21 protein-coding genes are annotated in these 21,440 nt (G+C 59.6%); 14 read left to right on the top strand and 7 right to left on the bottom strand.

Features of this window, described 5'->3' with window-relative positions:
• Window positions 1-90 precede the first annotated feature (90 nt).
• Complete coding sequence (locus tag PL597_RS08345) at window positions 91-339, top strand: GlsB/YeaQ/YmgE family stress response membrane protein (protein ID WP_063949028.1); 249 nt, start codon at window positions 91-93, stop codon at window positions 337-339.
• A gap of 102 nt (window positions 340-441) precedes the next feature.
• A complete protein-coding gene (gene lipA / locus PL597_RS08340; RefSeq protein ID WP_077982345.1) occupies window positions 442-1,413 on the top strand; it encodes a lipoyl synthase in 972 nt (323 codons plus the stop codon).
• Window positions 1,414-1,614: 201 nt separating this feature from the next.
• Here the strand turns inward: lipA and PL597_RS08335 are convergent, their stop codons facing one another.
• The 3 genes from PL597_RS08335 to PL597_RS08325 all read right to left on the bottom strand — a co-directional run bounded on the left by PL597_RS08335 (window position 1,615) and on the right by PL597_RS08325 (window position 3,676).
• Window positions 1,615-2,544 (bottom strand): DMT family transporter, encoded by a 930-nt coding sequence (locus PL597_RS08335; protein WP_271364946.1) that lies wholly within the window; start codon window positions 2,542-2,544, stop codon window positions 1,615-1,617.
• 94 nt (window positions 2,545-2,638) lie between these two features.
• A complete protein-coding gene (locus tag PL597_RS08330; protein ID WP_269825701.1) occupies window positions 2,639-3,373 on the bottom strand; it encodes a helix-turn-helix transcriptional regulator in 735 nt (244 codons plus the stop codon).
• Window positions 3,374-3,499: 126 nt separating this feature from the next.
• Window positions 3,500-3,676 (bottom strand): hypothetical protein, encoded by a 177-nt coding sequence (locus PL597_RS08325; protein ID WP_003496171.1) that lies wholly within the window; start codon window positions 3,674-3,676, stop codon window positions 3,500-3,502.
• 240 nt (window positions 3,677-3,916) lie between these two features.
• Here PL597_RS08325 and PL597_RS08320 point away from each other — a divergent pair, with 240 nt between their 5' ends.
• Complete coding sequence (locus tag PL597_RS08320) at window positions 3,917-4,486, top strand: AAA family ATPase (protein WP_137410264.1); 570 nt, start codon at window positions 3,917-3,919, stop codon at window positions 4,484-4,486.
• Window positions 4,487-4,495: 9 nt separating this feature from the next.
• On the top strand, window positions 4,496-4,951 hold the full coding sequence (locus PL597_RS08315) for a type II toxin-antitoxin system RatA family toxin (protein WP_137410265.1): 456 nt from the start codon (window positions 4,496-4,498) through the stop codon (window positions 4,949-4,951).
• Here the strand turns inward: PL597_RS08315 and PL597_RS08310 are convergent.
• Together PL597_RS08310 and PL597_RS08305 are read right to left on the bottom strand one after the other, a co-directional pair.
• A complete protein-coding gene (locus PL597_RS08310) occupies window positions 4,933-5,442 on the bottom strand; it encodes a CinA family protein (protein ID WP_137410266.1) in 510 nt (169 codons plus the stop codon). The genes PL597_RS08315 and PL597_RS08310 overlap by 19 nt on opposite strands.
• A complete protein-coding gene (locus PL597_RS08305; RefSeq protein ID WP_077982341.1) occupies window positions 5,439-6,626 on the bottom strand; it encodes a bifunctional 2-C-methyl-D-erythritol 4-phosphate cytidylyltransferase/2-C-methyl-D-erythritol 2,4-cyclodiphosphate synthase in 1,188 nt (395 codons plus the stop codon). Before PL597_RS08305 ends, PL597_RS08310 begins: the two co-directional genes overlap by 4 nt.
• A gap of 276 nt (window positions 6,627-6,902) precedes the next feature.
• On the opposite strand from PL597_RS08305, the gene dusB reads away from it, so the two are divergent.
• The 8 genes from dusB to hflX all read left to right on the top strand — a co-directional run bounded on the left by dusB (window position 6,903) and on the right by hflX (window position 17,659).
• Window positions 6,903-7,919, top strand: a complete 1,017-nt coding sequence (gene dusB / locus PL597_RS08300) for a tRNA dihydrouridine synthase DusB (protein WP_271364945.1) — start codon at window positions 6,903-6,905, stop codon at window positions 7,917-7,919.
• Window positions 7,916-9,064: a two-component system sensor histidine kinase NtrB gene (locus tag PL597_RS08295; protein ID WP_077982339.1), complete on the top strand. Its 1,149-nt coding sequence runs from the start codon at window positions 7,916-7,918 to the stop codon at window positions 9,062-9,064. The genes dusB and PL597_RS08295 overlap by 4 nt, the downstream gene beginning before the upstream one ends.
• Window positions 9,061-10,512, top strand: a complete 1,452-nt coding sequence (ntrC, locus tag PL597_RS08290; RefSeq protein WP_077982338.1) for a nitrogen regulation protein NR(I) — start codon at window positions 9,061-9,063, stop codon at window positions 10,510-10,512. Before PL597_RS08295 ends, ntrC begins: the two co-directional genes overlap by 4 nt.
• A 150-nt stretch (window positions 10,513-10,662) precedes the next feature.
• Window positions 10,663-12,924 carry a sensor histidine kinase NtrY-like gene (locus PL597_RS08285; protein ID WP_271364944.1) on the top strand — a complete coding sequence of 754 codons (2,262 nt, stop codon included), beginning with the start codon at window positions 10,663-10,665 and terminating at the stop codon, window positions 12,922-12,924.
• On the top strand, window positions 12,914-14,278 hold the full coding sequence (ntrX, locus tag PL597_RS08280) for a nitrogen assimilation response regulator NtrX (protein ID WP_003521348.1): 1,365 nt from the start codon (window positions 12,914-12,916) through the stop codon (window positions 14,276-14,278). The genes PL597_RS08285 and ntrX overlap by 11 nt, the downstream gene beginning before the upstream one ends.
• A gap of 48 nt (window positions 14,279-14,326) precedes the next feature.
• Window positions 14,327-15,703 (top strand): Trk system potassium transporter TrkA, encoded by a 1,377-nt coding sequence (gene trkA / locus PL597_RS08275; protein ID WP_077982336.1) that lies wholly within the window; start codon window positions 14,327-14,329, stop codon window positions 15,701-15,703.
• A 184-nt stretch (window positions 15,704-15,887) separates the two neighbouring features.
• Window positions 15,888-16,130, top strand: a complete 243-nt coding sequence (hfq, locus tag PL597_RS08270) for an RNA chaperone Hfq (protein ID WP_003496145.1) — start codon at window positions 15,888-15,890, stop codon at window positions 16,128-16,130.
• Window positions 16,131-16,222: 92 nt separating this feature from the next.
• Window positions 16,223-17,659 (top strand): GTPase HflX, encoded by a 1,437-nt coding sequence (gene hflX / locus PL597_RS08265; protein WP_271364943.1) that lies wholly within the window; start codon window positions 16,223-16,225, stop codon window positions 17,657-17,659.
• Window positions 17,660-17,888: 229 nt separating this feature from the next.
• Here the strand turns inward: hflX and mazG are convergent, their stop codons facing one another.
• Together mazG and PL597_RS08255 are read right to left on the bottom strand one after the other, a co-directional pair.
• The gene (mazG, locus tag PL597_RS08260) at window positions 17,889-18,734 is read right to left on the bottom strand and encodes a nucleoside triphosphate pyrophosphohydrolase (protein WP_271364942.1); all 846 of its coding nucleotides are present in this window, start codon (window positions 18,732-18,734) and stop codon (window positions 17,889-17,891) included.
• Window positions 18,735-18,811: 77 nt separating this feature from the next.
• On the bottom strand, window positions 18,812-19,444 hold the full coding sequence (locus PL597_RS08255) for a deaminase (RefSeq protein WP_373692757.1): 633 nt from the start codon (window positions 19,442-19,444) through the stop codon (window positions 18,812-18,814).
• Between the two features lie 218 nt (window positions 19,445-19,662).
• Between PL597_RS08255 and cysG the strand changes: the two genes are divergently transcribed.
• Together cysG and PL597_RS08245 are read left to right on the top strand one after the other, a co-directional pair.
• Window positions 19,663-21,126 (top strand): siroheme synthase CysG, encoded by a 1,464-nt coding sequence (cysG, locus tag PL597_RS08250; protein WP_269823966.1) that lies wholly within the window; start codon window positions 19,663-19,665, stop codon window positions 21,124-21,126.
• Entirely contained in the window at window positions 21,119-21,433 is a 315-nt protein-coding gene (locus PL597_RS08245; RefSeq protein ID WP_077982333.1) for a DUF2849 domain-containing protein, read from the top strand. The genes cysG and PL597_RS08245 overlap by 8 nt, the downstream gene beginning before the upstream one ends.
• Window positions 21,434-21,440 lie beyond the last annotated feature (7 nt).

Raw genomic sequence — 21,440 nt, 5'->3', positions numbered from 1 at the left:
GCGTGATGCCCGGCATTGTCTAACCTTGCCGGGCGTCCCATATGTCTCGATGCAGCCTTAAGGCGGGCTGTTGTTTCAGGGAGCGTGGGAATGGAAAGTGTAGGCTGGATTGCAGCAATCATCATCGGCGGCCTCGCCGGCTGGCTTGCGGGCAAGCTCATGGACATGCGTTTCGGCATTTTCATGAACATCGTGCTTGGTATTGTCGGTTCGGTGGTTGCCGTTGCGGTGCTGCGAACCTTTGATGTCTTCGTGCAGGATAGCAGGCTCGGTTATTTCGTGACGTCGTTCCTTGGCGCAAGCCTGTTGCTGTTCATGGCAAAGCTCGTGCGGCGCTGACAAAGCTTCGTGACCGGAAGGGGCTTACGCTTTTTCTGGAATTGTTCTAAAGCATCGCACCAAAGATGTCTGGATCGCCAAGGGCGATGGAAGCAGGTTTTTATGGTCACTATTCTCGACAGGACGTCGTCCGACGAAAAGCGTATCCGCCACCCGGAAAAGGCGCACAAGCCCGATACCGAGGTCATGCGCAAGCCGGAATGGATTCGCGTCAAGGCGCCGACCTCCAAGGGCTATCACGAGACGCGCGAGCTGGTGCGTAGCCACAAGCTGGTAACCGTGTGCGAGGAAGCTGGCTGTCCGAATATCGGCGAATGCTGGGACAAGAAACACGCAACCTTCATGATCATGGGTGAGATTTGCACCCGTGCCTGCGCCTTCTGCAACGTCGCCACCGGTAAGCCCAATCCGCTCGATATGAATGAGCCGGAAAATGTCGCCAAGGCCGTCAAGCAGATGGGTCTGTCCCACGTCGTCATCACTTCTGTTGACCGTGACGATCTCGCCGATGGCGGTGCTGAACATTTCGAAAAGGTGATATGGGCGATCCGCGCCGCGTCTCCGACGACGACCATCGAAATCCTCACGCCCGACTTCCTGAAGAAGCCCGGTGCGCTGGAGCGTGTCGTCGCCGCCAAGCCTGACGTCTTCAACCACAATATGGAAACCGTTCCGGGCAATTACCTTACTGTTCGCCCCGGCGCGCGTTATTTCCACTCCGTGCGCCTGTTGCAGCGGGTCAAGGAACTGGACCCCACCATGTTCACCAAGTCCGGCATCATGGTCGGCCTCGGTGAAGAGCGTAACGAAGTGCTGCAGCTGATGGACGACCTGCGCAGCGCCGACGTGGATTTCCTGACCATCGGTCAATATCTGCAGCCGACCCGCAAGCACCACAAGGTCGAGGCATATGTTACGCCGGAGGAATTCAAGTCTTACGAGACGGTGGCCTATACCAAGGGCTTCCTGATGGTCTCTTCCAGCCCGCTGACACGCTCTTCCCACCATGCCGGCGACGATTTTGAGCGCCTGCGTGCGGCCCGCGAGAAAAAGCTGCTGGCTGCTGCGGAGTAAGGGACAAAGGTTCGGCAACATAGGTTGCTGCATCGGGCGATATACACTCTCTCCACCGTCATGCTCGGGCTTGTCCCGAGCATCTGCAACCTATCGATTGTACGATACGTGATTGGATCCTCGGGACGGGCCCGAGGATGACGTGAGTAGGAGGCGAGGCTTGTGAAATGGCTCTGCCGCCTGCTCGCGGCCTTCAACCGATCACACCACAACCTTCTCCGGCCGATGCGCCCGCATGCAAAGCACGACACTCAGCACCACCGAACATATTGCCACAACCTCAATCAGTGTCGGGCCACGCCCTTCCCAGAGAAAACCGTAAAGCAGCGCAAACAGCGTTTCGAACAGGATCATCTGCCCGACCATGGTGAGCGGCAGAAGGCGGCTCATGCGGTTCCATAGGGCATTGCCGAGAATGGAGGCGGTGAAACCCAGCCCGGCTGCAACAGCCACAAAATGCAGCCAGTCGCCCAAATTATGGCTTTCGCCGCCGAAGCCAAAGGCGGGAACGGCGAGCACGAGCGCAAGAGCGCCGGTCACCACACCCGTCATCATGTTCCAGTCGTCGGCGCTGACGTCATGGAGGCGGGAGAGCCAGCGGGCATTGCCAACAGCGAAAGCCGTCCACGACGCCAGCGCACCCAGCGCACAGGCAAGGCCGATGATACGTGACATGTCCAGCCCAGCGTCGTTTTCCGTCAGCGACTGCCAGGAAATGCCGACAATGCCGATTGCGCCGAAAACGAGCGATGGCCATAGCCGCTTCAGCGACACCGCGCCGTGATCACGGCTGCCGATGATGGTGACGGCGACCGGCAGGAAGCCGATAATGATCGACGTGAAGGCGACACCGCTCAGCTTCACTGCCGTCGATATGAAGACATAATAGGCGATGTTGCCAATCATGCTCAGCCAGCCGAGCGCGATCCATTCCCGCGTACCGAAATGGGCCGATACCCTTTTCAGTCGCGGCCCGATGATGATGAGGGAAATCAGCCCGTAGGTGAGATAACGCGCCGTCGAGAGTTGCAGCGCGGAAAAATCCGGCACGAGTTTCGGCGCGAGGAATATACCGCCCCAGAGCGCACCCGCCAGCATGCCGTAAAAAACACCGAGACCTGTTCTGTTCATGTCATGTCACATCCGCATTCGTATTTTCCTGCGATGTGCCACAGCCCTCTGCGGCTGTCTTGACAAAAACTCCTGACGTGATGCGCTGGCGGTTTTAATGAACCCCGTAGGTTCGACGGTAGGCTGCGGGCGTTTCACCCACTGCGTTGCGCATGGCCCGCGTCAGTGCAGTCTGGTCGGAAAAGCCGGCCCGCAAAGCGATCTCGGCAATAGGCAGGGTGGAATTGGTGAGCAATGCACAGACCTTGTCCATGCGCAGCCCGGCCAGCCAACGGTGAGGAGGGAGGCCGAATTCCTCGAGAAACAGCGCATGCAGGCGACTGTCGCTGATCGTCACGCAGGAGGCGAGCATCTCGATAGTCCAGGGGAAGAACGGCTCAGCCCTGACCAGTGCAACGAGCCTGTGCAGGCGTTGGCGGATGTCGACTTTCTCGTTGGCAAGGCTGTCGACCAGAAGTGGCGTCCACAGGCCGGCGATATCGTCGCGTCGCCCCTCTGTTCCGATGACGCCGCGCATATAGGCGATCAACTGCCGCGTATCCTGCGCTATGTCGACAAACGGCGAGCGGACGAATTTCTCGAGCGTTTGCTCGGGAAGGGCGCCTTCATCGATATCGACCACCAGCGAGTGGTTGCTTGCCGTCGCTTCCTGCGTATGCGGCGCATCGCGATGGATGAACACGCCGCGTCCGGTCGACAATTCGTCCTGCCGTCCGGCCACATCGATCAGCAGACGCCCGGAGACAGGAAGAACGATCTGAACGAAGCCATGACGTTCCTTCGGTCTTTCTTCCCTGTAGATTCTGATGTCGGCGGATGCGGCTGTCATGACGCTGTCGTTTCCATTTGCAAAGAAATGGCCGCCTCGAAAAAGCGGCCAGTTCATCACTTGATTATGACATCGTCTTGAAGAATGGGCCAGTCGGCTTTATCGGTCGGCTCTGCGCGCCGGCGATTAACAGTCTTCCTTGGCGGTCGATTCGCCGCGTTTGCGCTTGCGCAGAACCGGCTTGTTCTCTCTCGCTTCGCATTTCGCGACGTCGATCAGATAGGCAAGCACCGGCATGCCGTTCATCGATGCGAGTTGCTTGGCGGATTCGAGAAGGTTGATGATGTTGGAAAAATCGTCCATCGGCTCACTCAGTGGCTCAAAGCGGTTATATGTCGGGTCTGAACCCAAGGATGAATACGCTGGGTGAAATCGGGAGCTTCCAGCGTCGTTACATCCAATGGGTGTAATATTAGTCGCAAATAAATAGCAATCCCTGCGACGGGGTTACAATAGTCAATTTTCCGTAACTGTCATGCGCGGTGACGATATCGCTGCGAGGAGATGGCAGAAAATATTCGGCAGTCAGATGAGGTGTCAGAAATGCCAAATTATCTTCACAGGGTGGAGGATGCTGCTGCGATCATCGCCGGGGCGCAGCGAATCATGGTCGTGGGCTGTTCCGGCGGCGGCAAATCGACGCTTTCGCAGAAGCTCGCGCACAATTTCGGGCTTCGCTACATCTCCATGGATCGGGATGTTTTCTGGCTGCCCGGCTGGCGGGCGCGCCCGCGCGAAGAGCAGCGAGAAAGGATAGCCGCCATCATTACCGAAGAGCGCTGGCTGATGGACGGCAGCAATCCGTCGTCTTTCGATATGCGGCTGCCGCGATCCCATATCGTTTTGTGGGTGCGCATGCCGCGCTGGCTCTGCCTGTGGGGCGCCGTCAGCCGGGCGATCAAGGGTTATGGCAAGGCCCGCCCGGAAATGGCGGAGGGGTGCCCTGAAAGAATAGACGTCGAATTCCTGCGCTATATCTGGAATTTCGAGCGGCGCCATACGCCGATCTTCGAGCGGAATTTCGCGTTGTATGGTCCTGATGTGCCGGTATTCCAGCTGAAAAGCCGAAAACAGTTTCGCCGCCTTCTTGATCTTCTGCGTATCGAGGATTAACTGCCGCTCATGCCACAGTTCGAAACGCATCGCCACGTCAAACACTCGCCCGACCGCATGTACGACCTCGTCGCCGATGTGGAGAAATATCCGCAGTTTCTGCCCCTTTGCGAGGCGCTCACCGTCCGCTCGCGCAAGGAGCGCGATGGCAAGGTGCTACTGGTGGCGGATATGACCGTGGGTTACAAGGCCATTCGTGAGACCTTCACCACGCAGGTGCTGTTGAACCCGGCCGAGCGCGCCATCGACGTGAAATATATCGACGGCCCCTTCAGGTATCTCGACAATCGCTGGCGTTTCGAAGCTGCCGAAAATGGCGGCACGACGATTCATTTCTTCATCGATTATGAATTCAAGAACCGCCTGCTCGGCGCGGTCATGGGGTCGATGTTCGACCGGGCCTTCCGCATGTTTGCGGAAGCCTTCGAAACGCGTGCCGACAAAATTTACACCGAACCCGCCTGATTGAGGGCGATCAGCATCTCAAGCGCCGTCCTGACGGTCGCAAGCCGGATTTCGGTTCGGCCGATATCTCCGTAGCGCATCTCGTGATGCAGGAGGTTGCCGTTGCGCGCCTTGGCGGCCAGATGCACAAGCCCCACCGGTTTTTCGGCTGAGCCGCCGCCCGGGCCGGCAATGCCAGTCACCGCCACGGCGAAATCCGCGCGCGAGCGGAAGAGGGCGCCCTGCGCCATCTGCAGCGCCGTCTGCCGGGAAACCGCGCCAAATGTTGCCAGCGTCTCGGCGCCGACCCCCAGCATGTCCATCTTGGCTTCATTGGTATAGGTCACAAAACCGCGATCCACGACAGCAGAGGAGCCGGCAATCTCCGTCAGCGCGCCGGCAATCAGGCCGCCCGTGCAGCTTTCCGCGGTCGAGACCATGAAACCATGCGCGGTGAAATCGGCAATGATCCGCCGCGCCAACTCTTCTATGTCCGCGGGAAAAAGGCTCATAACGGTCTGCCCCTGTAGACGACCGTAGCTGTGGCGATTGCAGCAATGCCTTCCCGGCGGCCGACGAAACCGATCGTCTCATTGGTCGTCGCTTTCACCGAGCAGCGCTCCAGCGCAATGCCGAGCATGTCCGAAAGTGCTTCCCGCATCGCCTGGCGGTGCGGACCTATGCGCGGTGCTTCCGCAATCAGCGAGACATCGGCATTCATGATCGTGCCGCCATTGTCGCGCACCACTTTGGCCGCGTGTTCGAGGAAGATGCGCGAAGCGGCGCCCTTCCATTGAGGATCGGAAGGCGGGAAGTGATCGCCGATATCGCCGGCACCGCAGGTGGCGAGCAGGGCGTCCGTCAGCGCATGCAGCGCCACATCGGCATCCGAATGGCCTTTCAGTCTCTGGTCATGCTCGATGAAGATGCCGCAGAGCGTCACGCCATCGCCGGCCTCCAGCTGATGCACGTCGTAACCATTGCCGGTGCGCACGTCCGGCAATCCGTTGGAGAGCTTTTCATCGGCCATGGCGATATCCCGCTTGAGAGTGAGTTTTACATTATCGACCGAACCTTCTGTCAGCGTCACCGTCAGTCCTGCCCACTCGGCAATCGATGCATCATCGGTGAAATCGGTTTTGCCAGATGCGGAAGCGGCGCGATGTGCTCCAAGAATATCGCCGAAGGTGAAACTCTGTGGCGTCTGCGCAGCATAAAGTCCTTGGCGTGAAACAGTCTCTGCAACAACGTTACCCGCACCGCGCTTCAGCGTGTCAGTGACGGGGAGGGCGGGCAGGACGCTGCTGGCGCCGGCCCGGTGCAGGGCGACGATCCGTTCCAGCATGTCCACGGGGACGAAAGGCCGCACGGCATCATGGATCATCACATGCGTCAGCTCTTCCGAGGCAAGCGCTTCCAGCCCGGCAAGCACTGATTGCTGGCGTGTTGAGCCGCCCGTGACGGTGACGATCCGCCCGCCGGAATCAAGCCGCTGGAGGATTGGCGACAGCAGTGCTGCATCGTCTGCATGACTGACGATCACGATGGCGGAGGCATGATCCCAATCGAGGAAGGTGGACAATGTATGCTCGATCACGGCCCGGCCTCCGATCGGGCGATATTGTTTCGGCCCTTCCTCGGGAGAGCCCGCTCTTTCTCCGCGTCCGGCGGCGACGATGACGATGCCGAGTTTCATAGTACTTTCCTGCATTGGTCTTATGCTTTGCGCGCAACCCTTAGCGGTTGACAGTCCTGCTCTAGCGTTTCAAAACCCGGATGGCCAGCCCGATATGACGCGCATTCGCCCCTGCATGCCGCAGGATCAGCAGCCATTGCGCGTTCAAACCTGCACAAATTGCTGCCGACAGCAAAACAGGCAGGCAATCGCCCAGCAAATAAAAGGTGCAACCCTCTAAAAGTGCTTGGCAACCGCACAAACACTGTCTAAAAATAATGCAAATAAACCTTCTGCATGAAAGATCATCAATTGCATCTTCCGGAGTTGTCAGAACCGTTCAGCATCGGCCCAGTTACGATCCGTAATCGTGCCGTGCTGGCGCCCATGTCGGGCGTGACGGATCTGCCGTTTCGGCAACTTGCCTGGCGTTATGGCGCAGGCCTTGTCGTGACGGAAATGGTGGCAAGCCGTGAGCTTGTCGCTAACAGAGGCGAATCCTGGGCGCGGCTGAAAAACGCCGGCATGTTTCCGCATATGGTGCAGCTTGCCGGGCGCGAGGCGCATTTCATGGCTGAGGCGGCGAAGATCGCTGCCGATAACGGCGCTGGAATCATCGACATCAATATGGGTTGTCCTGCCAAGAAGGTGACGGGTGGCTATTCCGGCTCAGCTTTGATGCGCGATCCCGATCATGCACTCTCGCTCATCGAGGCAACGGTCAATGCAGTCGACGTGCCTGTGACGCTGAAGATGCGGCTCGGCTGGGACGAGAACACCATCAATGCGCCGGAGATCGCCCGCCGTGCCGAAGCCGCTGGCGTTCAGCTCATCACCATTCACGGCCGCACCCGTATGCAGTTTTACGAGGGACGGGCAGACTGGGATGCCATCCGCGCCGTGCGCGAGGTGATTTCCGTACCGCTGATCGCCAATGGCGATGTGGAAACGGCCGATGCTGCACGCGAAATCCTGCGCCGTTCGGGTGCGGATGCCGTCATGGTCGGTCGCGGCGCGCAGGGGCAGCCATGGCTGCCGGCGGTGCTCGCCGGACATTCAGCCCCGCACCACGACGATATTCCCGCCATCGCCATCGAACATTACGAGATGATGCTGGAATTCTACGGAAGGGAAGCCGGTCTTAGGCACGCCCGCAAACATCTGGGCTGGTATCTCGACCGTTTTGCACCTGAGTTCGCCACCTCCGACAAGGCTCAAATCATGACATCGCGTGACACGGGAGAGGTGGCGGATCTGCTGCGCACCGCCCTTTGCGCAAATGCGGGCGAAAACGCCGCAAGGAAGGCCGCATGAGCGCTGACAAACATAGCCCGGCAGATGGAAACCCGCTTGCCATGGCGGTTTTGAACGCGGTGCAGAACCCCGTCATCCTCGTGGATGCCGAAGGTTTCATCGCCTTCGCCAATTGGGAAGCCGAAGCCTTTTTCGGGGCAAGCGCCTCCCATCTCGCGCGCTACCGTGTTTCCACCTTCATTCCCTTCGGCAGCCCGCTGCTTGCGCTGATCGATCAGGTGCGCGAGCGCCGCGCGCCGGTCAACGAATATCGCGTCGATCTGAGTTCGCCGCGTCTCGGCCAGGACAAGCTGGTCGATCTTTACGTTGCGCCTGTTGTCAGCGAACCGGGATCGGTGGTCGTCGTCTTCCAGGAAAGGTCGATGGCCGACAAGATCGACCGGCAACTGACGCATCGCGCTGCGGCACGCTCCGTTACCGGCCTTGCCTCCATGCTCGCGCATGAGATCAAGAACCCGCTCTCCGGCATTCGCGGCGCTGCCCAGTTGCTGGAGACCTCGGTTGCCGATGAGGACCGGGCGCTGACGCGGCTGATCTGCGATGAGACCGACCGCATCGTCTCGCTGGTTGACCGCATGGAGGTGTTTTCCGACGAGCGGCCGGTGGATCGCGTGCCGGTTAACATCCATTCCGTGCTGGATCATGTGAAGGCCATCGCCAAGGCCGGCTTTGCCCGCAATATCAAGATTTCCGAGAACTACGACCCGTCGCTGCCGCCGGTTTATGCCAATCGCGACCAGCTGGTGCAGGTCTTTCTCAATCTCGTGAAGAATGCGGCGGAAGCCGTGGGCAATCAGCCGGATGGCGAAATCGTGCTGACGACCGCCTATCGCCCCGGCATCCGTCTTTCGGTTGCCGGCAGCCGCGAACGCATCTCGCTGCCGCTCGAATTCTGCGTACATGACAATGGCCCCGGCGTCCCGGCCGACCTTCTGCCGCACCTCTTCGATCCTTTCATCACCACCAAGACGAATGGTTCCGGCCTCGGGCTGGCGCTGGTCGCGAAGTTGATCGGCGCCCATGGTGGCATCGTCGAATGCGACAGCCAGAACCACCGCACGACCTTCCGCGTATTGATGCCCGTCTCGCCGGAAGTGGCGCTCGACGACAGCTCTTTGCCGAACTCGACAGGAAATGACAGATGACAGCTACGATCCTCGTCGCCGATGATGATGCCGCAATCCGCACCGTTTTGAATCAGGCGCTGAGCCGCGCCGGTTATGACGTGCGCATCACCTCCAATGCTGCAACGCTCTGGCGCTGGGTGTCGGCGGGTGAGGGTGATCTTGTCGTAACCGATGTCGTGATGCCGGATGAAAATGCCTTTGACCTGCTGCCGCGCATCAAGAAGGCCCGCCCGGACCTGCCCGTTCTGGTCATGAGTGCGCAGAACACCTTCATGACAGCCATCAAGGCCTCTGAAAAAGGCGCTTACGATTACCTGCCGAAGCCCTTCGACCTCACGGAACTGATCGCCATCATCGGCCGCGCTTTGTCTGAGCCGAAGCGCAAGCCGGCGAAGCTCGATGACGACATGCAGGACGGCATGCCGCTCGTTGGCCGCTCGGCGGCGATGCAGGAAATCTACCGCGTTCTTGCGCGCCTGATGCAGACCGACCTGACGCTGATGATCACCGGCGAATCCGGCACGGGTAAGGAACTGGTGGCTCGCGCGCTGCATGATTACGGCAAGCGTCGCAACGGACCCTTCGTCGCGATCAACATGGCGGCCATCCCGCGCGACCTCATTGAATCCGAACTCTTCGGCCATGAGAAGGGCGCCTTCACCGGCGCGCAGAACCGCTCGACCGGCCGTTTCGAACAGGCCGAGGGCGGCACGCTGTTCCTCGACGAAATCGGCGACATGCCGATGGACGCCCAGACGCGGCTGCTACGCGTGTTGCAACAGGGCGAATATACGACGGTCGGCGGTCGCACGCCGATCCGCACCGATGTCCGCATCGTCGCGGCCACCAACAAGGACCTGAAGCAGTCGATCAATCAAGGCCTTTTCCGCGAAGACCTCTATTACCGCCTGAACGTCGTGCCGCTGCGGCTGCCGCCGCTGCGTGACCGCGCCGAGGATATTCCCGATCTGGTGCGCCATTTCATCCAGCATGGCGAGAAGGAAGGGCTGGAAGGCAAGCGTTTCGAGAGCGAGGCGCTGGAGGTCATGAAGGCCTATGCCTGGCCAGGCAACGTGCGCGAGCTGGAAAACCTGATCCGCCGCCTGATGGCGCTTTATCCGCAGGAAGTCATCACCCGCGAGATCATCGAGCAGGAATTGCAGTCGGATGTCCCGGACAGCCCGCTCGACAAGATGGCGGTCCGCACAGGTTCTCTCACCATTTCACAGGCGGTGGAGGAAAATATGCGGGATTATTTCGCCAGTTTCGGCGATGGCCTGCCGCCGCCCGGTCTTTATGACCGCGTTCTGCGGGAACTCGAATATCCGTTGATTCTCGCCGCCTTGACTGCGACGCGCGGCAACCAGATCAAGGCCGCCGATCTTCTTGGCTTGAACCGCAATACACTGCGCAAGAAAATCCGCGAGCTTGGCGTTTCCGTTTATCGTAGTTCCCGTCCTACCTGAGAATGTTGACAAGGCCGCCTTTATCGTTGCACTTTCGCCACATTGTGTTGCTTGAAAAACACTAGGAAGGGAAGAGATTCGCCGCTCTGAGGCGCGTCTCGCCTGACTTCAGAAATGTGGTGCTGGCTGGCCAGCGATTGGGAGTAGTGCATGCGGAAACCCGCCGCCGAAAACGCCGTTGCCGACGAAGCAGCGGGCATGGTGGTTGCCGATCGCAGGATGTCTTTCGCTCTGCCGGGTTTGGTGCTCGCCGGCGTCGCTCTCGTTTGCGCCATCATCACCCTGTTCGTGCTTCTGGGCGTCACGCCAATCGCACCGACATCGAACGTCGTCATCGCCTCTGTCGTCATCAATTCGATCTTCGTGATCGGCTTGATGTTCCTTATCGGGCGCGAAATCAACCGGCTGCTGAAAGCGCGCAAAAAGGGCAGGGCGGCGGCGCGCCTGCACGTCCGCATCGTCGTGCTTTTCTCCATCGTGGCGATTACCCCCGCGGTCCTCGTCGCCATCTTCGCCAGCTTGACGTTGAATGTGGGCCTCGACCGCTGGTTTTCGCTGCGCACGCAGTCGATTGTCGATTCATCGAGCAATATCGCCCAAGCCTATATGATGGAGAATGCCGGTTATCTTCAGGGGCAGACCCTGTCGATGGCGACCGACCTCGACCGCAACCGTGCGCTTTTTTATCTGGATCGCACCGGCTTCGTCGATCTGATGACCCGTCAGGCCAAGGGGCGCGGTCTTCTTGGCGCGTTTCTGGTGCAGGAGGACGGTGATGCTGTCGCCCAGGCCGACATCAAGACCAAAAACCCGCTTCCCGCCATACCGCACGACGCGCTTGAAAAAGCAGCCGCCGGCCAACCGACGCTGATCCCGCCCGGTATCACCAACCTCGTTGGCGCAATCATCAAGCTTGAAGGTATCAGCGGCACCTTCCTTTACACAGTGCGCGCTGTCGATCCCAAGGTGATGGGCGCCATGCGGCTGATGGAGGAGAACCGCGCCGAATACAAGGCTATGGAGGCGGGCCGTGCGCCGCTGCAGATCGCTTTTGCGATCCTCTATCTCGGTTTTGCGCTGATCGTTCTTCTGGCGGCCATCTGGACGGCGATCGCGGTGGCTGACCGTATCGTGCGGCCCATCCGCCTCCTCATCAGTGCTGCAGACAGCGTCGCTACCGGCAACATGCATGTGCTGGTTCCCGTTCGCGCTGTCGATGGCGACGTCGGGCGTCTGTCGCGTACCTTCAACAAGATGGTTTCTGAACTGCGCAGTCAGCAGGAACAGATCATTGAGGCCAAGGACGATATCGACGACCGTCGCCGCTTCATCGAAGCCGTGCTGTCGGGCGTCACCGCCGCCGTTATCGGTGTCGATGAGAGCCGCAGGATCACCATCGTCAATCCGTCGGGCGAAGAGTTTCTGGCGCAGACCTCCGAACAGCTTATCGGCGCGCAACTGTCGGAGATCGCGCCTGAAATCGAACAGGTCGTCAACGAGGCCAATACCTGGTCTCGCGGCAACTTCCGCAAGCAGATCAATATCATGCGGCGCGGCAAGGAGCGGACGCTGAATGTGCAGGTGACCCGTGAGGATGCTCGCGACAGCCGTGACAGCTACGTCATCACACTTGATGACATCACCGATCTCGTCATCGCCCAGCGTTCGACCGCATGGTCGGATGTGGCGCGTCGCATCGCGCATGAGATCAAGAACCCGCTGACGCCGATCCAGCTTTCTGCAGAGCGGATTAAGCGCCGTTTCGGCAAGCAGATCGATGAAAACGACCGCGCCATCTTCGATCAGTGTACCGACACCATAGTCAGGCAGGTAGGCGATATCGGCCGTATGGTCGATGAATTCTCGGCCTTTGCGCGCATGCCAAAGCCGACGAAGGAGAAATCGGACCTGCGGGCGATTTTGAAGGATGCGGCATTCCTGCGCGAAATCAGCGCGGCCGATACGAAGTTCTCGACCGAGCTCGGCGATGTCCCGCTGGAGGGCATGTTTGATGCCCGCATGCTGGGTCAGGCCTTCGGCAATCTCATCAAGAATGCGACGGAGGCGATTGAGGCGGTGGAAGGCGAAAAACGGCCGGGGAAAATCCTGGTGCGCGCATCCTTCGACGAGGCCAATTCGCGTTTCGTGGCGGATATCATCGACAATGGCCGTGGTCTGCCCGTCGAGAACCGTCACCGCATTCTCGAGCCCTATATGACGATGCGGGACAAGGGCACGGGCCTCGGTCTGGCCATCGTCAAGAAAATCATCGAAGAGCATGGCGGGTATCTGGAACTCCACGATGCCCCGCCGGAGTTCGATCACGGCCACGGCGCCATGATCAGAGTGCTGCTGCCCTATATCGAGGCGGTCGGCGGCGAAAATAACAAGGAAGCAGCATATGGCGTCTGATATTTTGGTCGTGGATGACGAGGCGGACATTCGCGAAATCGTAGCAGGCATTCTTTCCGACGAAGGCCACGAGACCCGCATGGCGTTTGACAGCGACAGCGCGCTGGCCGCCATTTCGGAGCGGGTGCCGCGCCTGATATTTCTCGACATCTGGATGCAGGGTTCGAAGCTCGACGGTCTGGCGCTGCTGGACGAAATCAAGAGCCGTCACCCCGAAATTCCTGTCGTCATGATTTCCGGTCACGGCAATATCGAAACCGCTGTCAACGCCATCAAGCGCGGCGCTTTCGACTTCATCGAAAAGCCCTTCAAGGCCGACCGCCTCATCCTGATCGCCGAGCGGGCGCTGGAAAACTCCAAGCTCAAGCGTGAGGTTCAGGAACTCAAGAAGCGCACCGGTGACGCGGTTGAACTCGTCGGCGCGTCGCTTGCGGTGTCGCAGCTTCGCCAGACTATCGACCGGGTTGCTCCCACCAACAGCCGCATAATGATCCTCGGTCCTTCCGGTTCCGGCAAAGAGCTCGTGGCGCGCATGGTGCACAAGAAGTCCTCGCGTGCGAGCGGACCCTTCGTCGCCCTTAACGCCGCGACGATCACGCCGGACCGCATGGAAATCGCGCTTTTTGGCACGGAAGGACTTCCCGGGCAGCCGCGCAAGGTCGGCGCTCTGGAAGAAGCCCATCGCGGCGTGCTGTATCTTGATGAAGTCGGCGAGATGCCGCGCGAAACGCAGAACAAGATCCTGCGGGTGCTGGTCGACCAACAGTTCGAGCGCGTCGGCGGCGGCAAGCGGGTGAAGGTGGATGTGCGCATCATTTCCTCAACCGCCCATCACCTCGAAAGCCTGATCGCCGAAGGCCAGTTCCGCGAAGACCTTTATCATCGACTCGCTGTCGTGCCGGTGAAGGTCCCGGCGCTCTCCGAACGACGCGAGGATATTCCTTTCCTCGTGGACATGTTCATGCGCCAGATTTCCGAGCAGGCCGGCATCCGCCCGCGCAAGATCGGTGACGACGCCATGGCCGTTCTCCAGACACATGACTGGCCGGGTAACATCCGGCAGTTGCGCAACAATATCGAACGGCTGATGATTCTTGCCCGTCCCGAAGGCGGCGAAGCGCCGATCTCGGCCGACATGCTCCCCTCGGATATTGGCGACATGCTGCCGAAGATTTCGGCGCAGGGCGATCAGCACATCATGACCCTGCCGCTGCGCGAGGCCCGTGAGATGTTCGAGCGTGACTATCTGATGGCGCAGATCAACCGCTTCGGCGGCAATATTTCGCGAACGGCGGAATTTGTCGGCATGGAACGGTCTGCATTGCATCGCAAACTGAAATCTCTCGGCGTATAAGGGAAGAAGGCGCTTCGGCGTAACCGATTATTCCGTCAGAGAGACAGCATGAAAGTTATCATTTGCGGCGCAGGGCAGGTGGGCTACGGCATCGCCGAACAATTGTCTCGAGAGGACAACGAAGTATCGGTGATCGATACCGCCGCGCCGCTCATCACCGCCATTACCGAGACGCTGGATGTGCGCGGTTACGTCGGTCATGGCGCCCATCCCGACATGCTGGCCAAGGCCGGCGCCGATCAGGCCGACATGATCATCGCCGTGACGTTGCATGACGAGATCAACATCGTCGCCTGCGAGGTGGCGCATGCCCTGTTCAGCGTGCCGACCAAAATCGCCCGCATCCGCGACCAGAGCTATCTGAAGCCGGAATATGCCGATCTCTTCAGCCGCGAGAACATGTCCATCGATGTAACGATTTCCCCGGAAGTCGAAGTTGGCAAGATGGTGCTGCGGCGCATCGCCTTTCCGGGCGCGACCGATGTGGTTCGGTTTGCAGACGATACGATCTCCATGCTGGCAATCGAGTGCATGGAGGATTGTCCGGTCATCAACACGCCGCTGCACCAGCTTTCCAGCCTCTTTCCCGACCTCATCGCCACGGTAGTGGGCGTCTACCGGGGCGGCGTTCTCAAGGTTGCGCATTCCTCCGAGCAATTGCGGGTGGGCGACCTTGCCTATGTCATTTGCCAGCGCCATCACGCCCGCCGCACCTTAAGTCTTTTCGGCCATGAGGAGCAGGAGGCGCAGCGAATCGTGATTGCGGGCGCCGGCAATATCGGACACTTCGTCGCGCGCAAGATCGAGGAACTGCAGCCGAAAACGCGGGTGAAGATCATCGAGGCGGACCGCGACAGGGCGGTTGCCGCATCTGAACACTTAAGCCACACCATCGTCATGCATGGCTCGGCGCTTGACCAGAAAATCCTCATGCAGGCCGATATTCAGGATGCCGATCTTATTGTGACGCTCACCAATAACGACCAGACCAATATTCTGGCTGCGGTGATCGCCAAACAACTCGGCTGCAAATCGAATCTGGCGCTGTTGAACAGTACGTCGTTCCACGATGTCTCCCGCTCTCTGGGCCTCGATGCCTATATCAACCCGCGGGCCGTTACGATCTCCCGCGTGCTTCAGCACGTGCGCAAGGGGCGCATCCGCTCAGTCTATGCCGTCCAGCGCGGCTCGGCAGAGGTGATCGAAGCGGAAGCGTTGGAAACGTCGCCGCTGGTCGGCCAGTCCTTCCGCGACATCGACATGCCGGAGGGTGTGCGCATCGGGGCGATCTATCGCGACGGGGTGGTGATCCGCCCGGATGGCAGCACGAAAATCAAGGCGAAGGACCGCGTCGTGCTGTTTGCATCCGCCGATGCGGTGCGCGATGTTGAACAACTCTTCCGTGTGTCGATACAATATTTTTGACTGTCCCGAATTGAAAATGTGGGTCAATACTCGTACTCATTCGGCTGTTTTGACCGTTGCGGAACGGAACACGATTTGATACCAGAGTTTGAGGTCGGCCAAGCGGGGGACAAGACTCGGCCGGCTTATTATTGATTGATTATTTTCCGGTATCCCTGCCGGCAAAAAAGAAAGAAGCGGCGCCATGGCGGAACGTTCTCAAAACCTTCAGGATCTCTTCCTCAATACCGTTCGTAAGCAAAAGATTTCGCTCACGATTTTCCTGATCAACGGCGTCAAGCTGACGGGCGTTGTCACCTCCTTCGACAATTTCTGCGTGCTTCTGCGCCGTGACGGTCATTCGCAGCTTGTCTACAAGCATGCGATCTCCACCATCATGCCCGGCCAGCCGATGCAGATGTTCGAAAGCGAAGAAGGCGCTGCCTGATCGGGCTCCCTCGACGAATATTCGACATAGACTGACCCGGACCGGGAACATTTCCCGTGCCGTCAGGTTAATTCCCATGGCCGCCCGCGCCGATGCGGTCGGCCGCAATCCTCTTTCTGGACAAGGCTGAACCCATTTCAACGCGCGACACCTCGAACGAATCGATTATTCCGGAGCAGGAAAAGCGCCGTGACGACATGCGTGCGGTCGTCCTCGTGCCGGTCCTCAAGCAGCGCGAAACCCGCGATGCGGCTGCCGGCCCGGCTACCCCCGGCCGTTCGGTCGAAGCCAAGCTTGAGGAAGCAAAGGGACTGGCGCTCGCCATCGATCTGGAAGTGACGCAGGGTCTCATCGTTCCGGTGAACCAGCCGCGCCCGGCCACGCTGTTCGGAACCGGCAAGATCGAAGAAATCGGTCATCTTCTCGATGAGACCGATTCCGGCCTGGTGATCGTCGATCATCCGCTGACCCCGGTGCAGCAGCGCAATCTCGAAAAGCATTGGAATTGCAAGGTCATCGACCGCACGGGTCTGATCCTTGAAATCTTCGGCCGCCGCGCCTCCACGAAGGAAGGCACGCTGCAGGTCGATCTTGCGCATCTGAACTACCAGAAGGGCCGCCTCGTCCGAAGCTGGACCCACCTTGAGCGCCAGCGCGGCGGTGCGGGCTTCATGGGCGGTCCGGGTGAAACCCAGATCGAGGCCGACCGCCGGCTTTTGCAGGAACGCATCGTCAAGCTGGAGCGCGAGCTGGAGCAGGTGGTGCGCACGCGGCAGCTACACCGCGCCAAGCGCCGCAAGGTGCCGCATCCGATCGTCGCGCTGGTCGGTTACACCAATGCCGGCAAATCCACGCTGTTCAACCGCATCACCGGCGCTGGCGTTCTGGCGGAGGATATGCTGTTCGCCACGCTCGACCCGACCTTGCGCCGCATGAAGCTGCCGCATGGCCGCACCGTCATCCTGTCCGATACGGTCGGTTTCATTTCCGATCTCCCGACGCATCTGGTCGCCGCTTTCCGCGCCACTCTGGAAGAGGTGCTGGAAGCCGATCTCGTTCTGCATGTGCGCGATATGTCCGATCCGGACAATGCTGCCCAGTCTGCGGATGTGTTGCGTATTCTCGGTGACCTCGGCATTGACGAGAAGGAAGCGGAAAAGCGCATCATCGAGGTCTGGAACAAGGTCGACCGTCTGGAGCCGGAAGCGCATGACGCCATCATGCAGCGCGCCGAAGGTCGTTCCGATATCCGCGCCGTTTCGGCCATCACGGGTGAGGGCGTCGATGCCCTGATGGACGAGATTTCAAAGCGTCTTTCCGGTGTTCTGACGGAAACCACCGTGGTTCTTTCCGTTGAGCAGTTGCCGCTGATATCCTGGGTCTATAGCAATTCCATCGTAGACAATCGTGAAGATCACGAGGACGGATCGGTCGCGCTCGATGTGCGCTTGTCGGAAGCGCAAGCGGCCGAACTGGAACGGAAGCTTGGAAAAGCGACGGTTCGCGAGCGGGAAGACTGGGAGCGCTGAGCGCTCCCTGCATTGTGCCAAACTCTCTCCGTCGTTCCGGCCTTGAACCGGAATACAGCCTTATCGCGTCTGCGCCGTGAGAAGAGTCTTTTGCGATCAAAGACCTGGTCGCGCTGGACCTCGCTCTAAATCCGGGGTGGCGGTTGCGGATGCTGCGCTGCTGCCAGATGCATTCGGCAGTCATAGTGGAAAAGCTGTGCCTTACCGGATCCACCACATATCCCTGCGATCAGGATGAAACCGTATCAAGCGAACGTTCGATGCGTTTCGCCGCCTGCCAGAGATCTTCCATTCTCTCGAGACTCGCTTCTTCCAGCGTTTCGCCATTTTGGGTGAGCGACGTTTCGATGTGATTGAAACGTCTGCGGAATTTCGTATTCGTACCGCGCAGCGCATCTTCCGGATCGGCTTTGACATGCCGGCCGATATTGACGAGAGCAAAAATGAGATCGCCGAGCTCGTCCGAGACCTTTTCCGGTTTTCCTTCCGCCAGCGCCTCACGCAGTTCCGCGATTTCCTCCTCGATCTTGTCGAGAATGGGAGCGGGGTTCGACCAGTCGAAACCGGCACGCGCTGCCTGTTCCTGTAGCTTCAGGGCCTCGGTCAGCGCCGGCTGGCTACGCTGTACACCGCCCAGAAAGCCTGCCTTGAAATCCTCGGTGATGCCCCGTCGCGCGCGTCGCTCTGCACGCTCGCGTTTCTCTTCCGCCTTGATGCGATCCCATTGCAGTTTGACGCCGTCCGACGTGTCGGCGTCGGATACGGCGAAGACATGGGGATGACGGCGGATCATCTTCGCGGTGACGGCCTGCACCACATCGCCGAAGGCGAATTCACCCAGCTCTTCGGCAATACGGGCATGGAAAACCACCTGTAACAGCAGGTCGCCCAGCTCCTCGCAAAGATCGTCCATATCCTTGCGCTCAATGGCGTCGGCAACTTCATAAGCCTCTTCGATCGTATAGGGCTTGATTGTCTCGAAGGTCTGCACGACGTCCCAGGGGCAGCCGGTTTCCGGCTGACGCAGCGCTTCCATGATCTCGATCAGGCGGGAAATATCCTTCGAGGCTTCCATAATGTCTCAAACCTTCGTTCTTTGTTTCCGCGCATCGCCCGGACAGAAAACCGCCACGCACGTCCGCCGGAAATGCTTTAGTTCAATGGAATATCGTTGCCGCTCTTGGACGACTGGTAGCTGGTGGAAAGATCGTCATAGGCGGTCTTGATACGGGCCGTCTGCGTTTTCAACGCGGTTTTCAGCGGGTCCTCTTCACGCTCCACCAGATCGGCGATGAAATACGAATTCCAGAACGCATTGTTGCGGCGATAGCCGCCCGGTTCCAGTCCGAAGACCTCCTTGAGGATTTTCAGGTCATGCGGGATCGCGAAAGCGTCGCGGGAATCTTCGTGGCTGAAGAAGGAATAGAAATTGTCGAAACCGGCCCAGGTGATGGCGGACATGCACATGGTGCAGGGTTCGTGGGTGGAGAGAAAAATCAGTTCCTTCGTGTTCGGCTTTTCGCCCAGCTCGTAAAACCGCTTCAGCGTGTGCACTTCACCATGCCAGAGCGGATTTTCCAGCTCGTTATTGGTCTCGGCGATAACCAGCGACAGGTCCGATTTTCGCAGGATCGCCGCACCGAAAACCTTGTTGCCAAGGCTGACGCCCCTCGACGTCAAGGGCAGAATATCGTGTTCGATGACATCGAGAAGGCGGGCGGCGAGGGTGGGGTTGGTCAAGGGTCTGTTCCTTCGTGCCGCTTTAAGAAAAAGCGGTCTTCGCATGGGGAAATCGACAGTCGATTGTCGCTCCTTGTTCGGCGTGGGGACCCGCTTTGTCAAGGGATTGCGAGGGGATTCTCAGGGCTAGCGCGGGTGTGGAAAAGCATCGCCGGTTTGTTTTCCTCCAAAACCGGGGTCTTCGAGAAATAAAAATCCAGGTGCCGGAAAGGCTTGAATTTCTGTTTCTTCAATCTTGCACCGCAATGCGGGATATATATCCAATGCACAACGAACATGATTTTTCCGCTGCTGGCGACCGCCTTTCAACCTTCCCCGCTTTCTTCCGGGTCGAGGGGCAGCAGGTCGCTGTTTTCGGAAATGGCGATGAAGCCTTCGCGAAGGTAAGGCTTCTCGCCAATACCAGCGCGCATATCATTGCCTATGCCGACCAGCCGGAAGCCGATTTTGCCCGTTATATCAGCGAAAACGGCATTGATCATCGGGCTTTGGCTTTCGCCGGCGAATTGGTCGAAGGCGCCACGCTGGTCTTCGCCGCTACCGGCGACGAGGCGCTGGACCGTGAGATCGTCACCGTCGCGCGCGCCGCGAAAATCCCTGCCAATGCGGTGGATCAGCCGGAATTCTGCGATTTCTTTACCCCCGCGCTCGTCGCCCGCGCGCCCGTCGCCGTGGCTATCGGCACGGAAGGGGCAGGGCCTGTTCTCGCCCAGATGATCCGCGCCCGCATTGACCAGATGCTGTCGCCTTCGCTTGGCAAGCTTGCGCGCCTTGCCGTGCAGTATCGTGATGCGGCCGAGGAGAACGTGCCGAAGGGCGCCTTGCGGCGCAATTTTTGGCGACGGTTCTTTTCAGGTGAGGTGGCGGATGCCGTCGCTGTTGGCGACACGTTCTCCGCTCGTCAGGCCGTCGGCCGCCTGCTGCAATCGCCCGAACGCAGCGAAGGCCGTATCTGGCTCGTCGGCGCGGGGCCGGGCGCTGAAGATCTGCTGACGCTGCGCGCGCAGCGCGTACTGATGGAAGCCGATGTGATCGTTTACGACGCGCTTGTGCCGCGGGCGATTGTCGATATGGGTCGCCGCGACGCCGAGCGCCTCTCCGTTGGCAAGCGCAAGGGCTGCCACAGCAAATCGCAGGATGAGATCAACCGCCTGCTGGTGCGCCTCGGCAAAGATGGCAAGCGCGTCGTGCGCCTCAAATCCGGCGATCCGCTGGTCTATGGCCGGGCGGGCGAAGAAATGGCGGCGCTGCGCGAGGCCGGTATTGCCTATGAGATCGTGCCCGGCATCACCTCGGCCTTTGCCGCGGCTGCGGATTTCGAATTGCCGCTGACTCTGCGCGGTGTCGCTTCATCTCTGATTTTCACAACCGGCCACGATCTGGCGGGCGATGTTCTGCCCGATTGGGCGCGGCTTGCGGTTTCCGGCGCCACCATCGCCGTCTATATGGGCCGCAGCGTTGCTGCTTCGGTCGCGAAGCGGCTGATCGATGCAGGGCTTGGTGTGGAAACCACCGTCGCCGTCATCGAAAACGCCAGCCGCGCGGATCGCCGCCTGCTGCATGGCACACTGAACGATCTGCCCGAACTCGAATATCACGATGAACTGACCGGCCCGGTCATGGTCATCATTGGCGATGCGGTGGCGGGCGCTAATTTTGACAGGTCCGAGGCGCTTGCATCGTCAGTGCGGCCGGCGGATTTCAAACGGGAGTATGTAAATGGCTGACAAGGTTTTGACCGCCAACCGGCTGAGCGATGGCATCGCCGTCTGGCTCGATGCCAACGGGGAGTGGACGGAGAACCTGCAGGGCGCAATCGTTGCCCGCCATGCGGAGGCGGTCGCCTCGCTCGAGGAAATCGGCAAGCGGGATTTTTCCGCCAACAAGGTCGTTGATGTGGCCATCATCGACGTCGTCGAGGAGAATGGCAAGCTTTGGCCGACGCGTCTTCGCGAACGCATCCGCGCCGCCGGCCCGACCATGCACTATGCCGCCGGTTACAAGCCGGCCGATGCAGCATTCATCGCAGTCTGAGGAAGAA

Source organism: Agrobacterium sp. ST15.13.013 (genome assembly GCF_027956525.1).
Taxonomy (GTDB): Bacteria; Pseudomonadota; Alphaproteobacteria; order Rhizobiales; family Rhizobiaceae; genus Agrobacterium; species Agrobacterium salinitolerans.
Note: the sequence above shows the minus strand (reverse complement) of the source record. Positions and strands in the feature narration are given on the sequence as shown.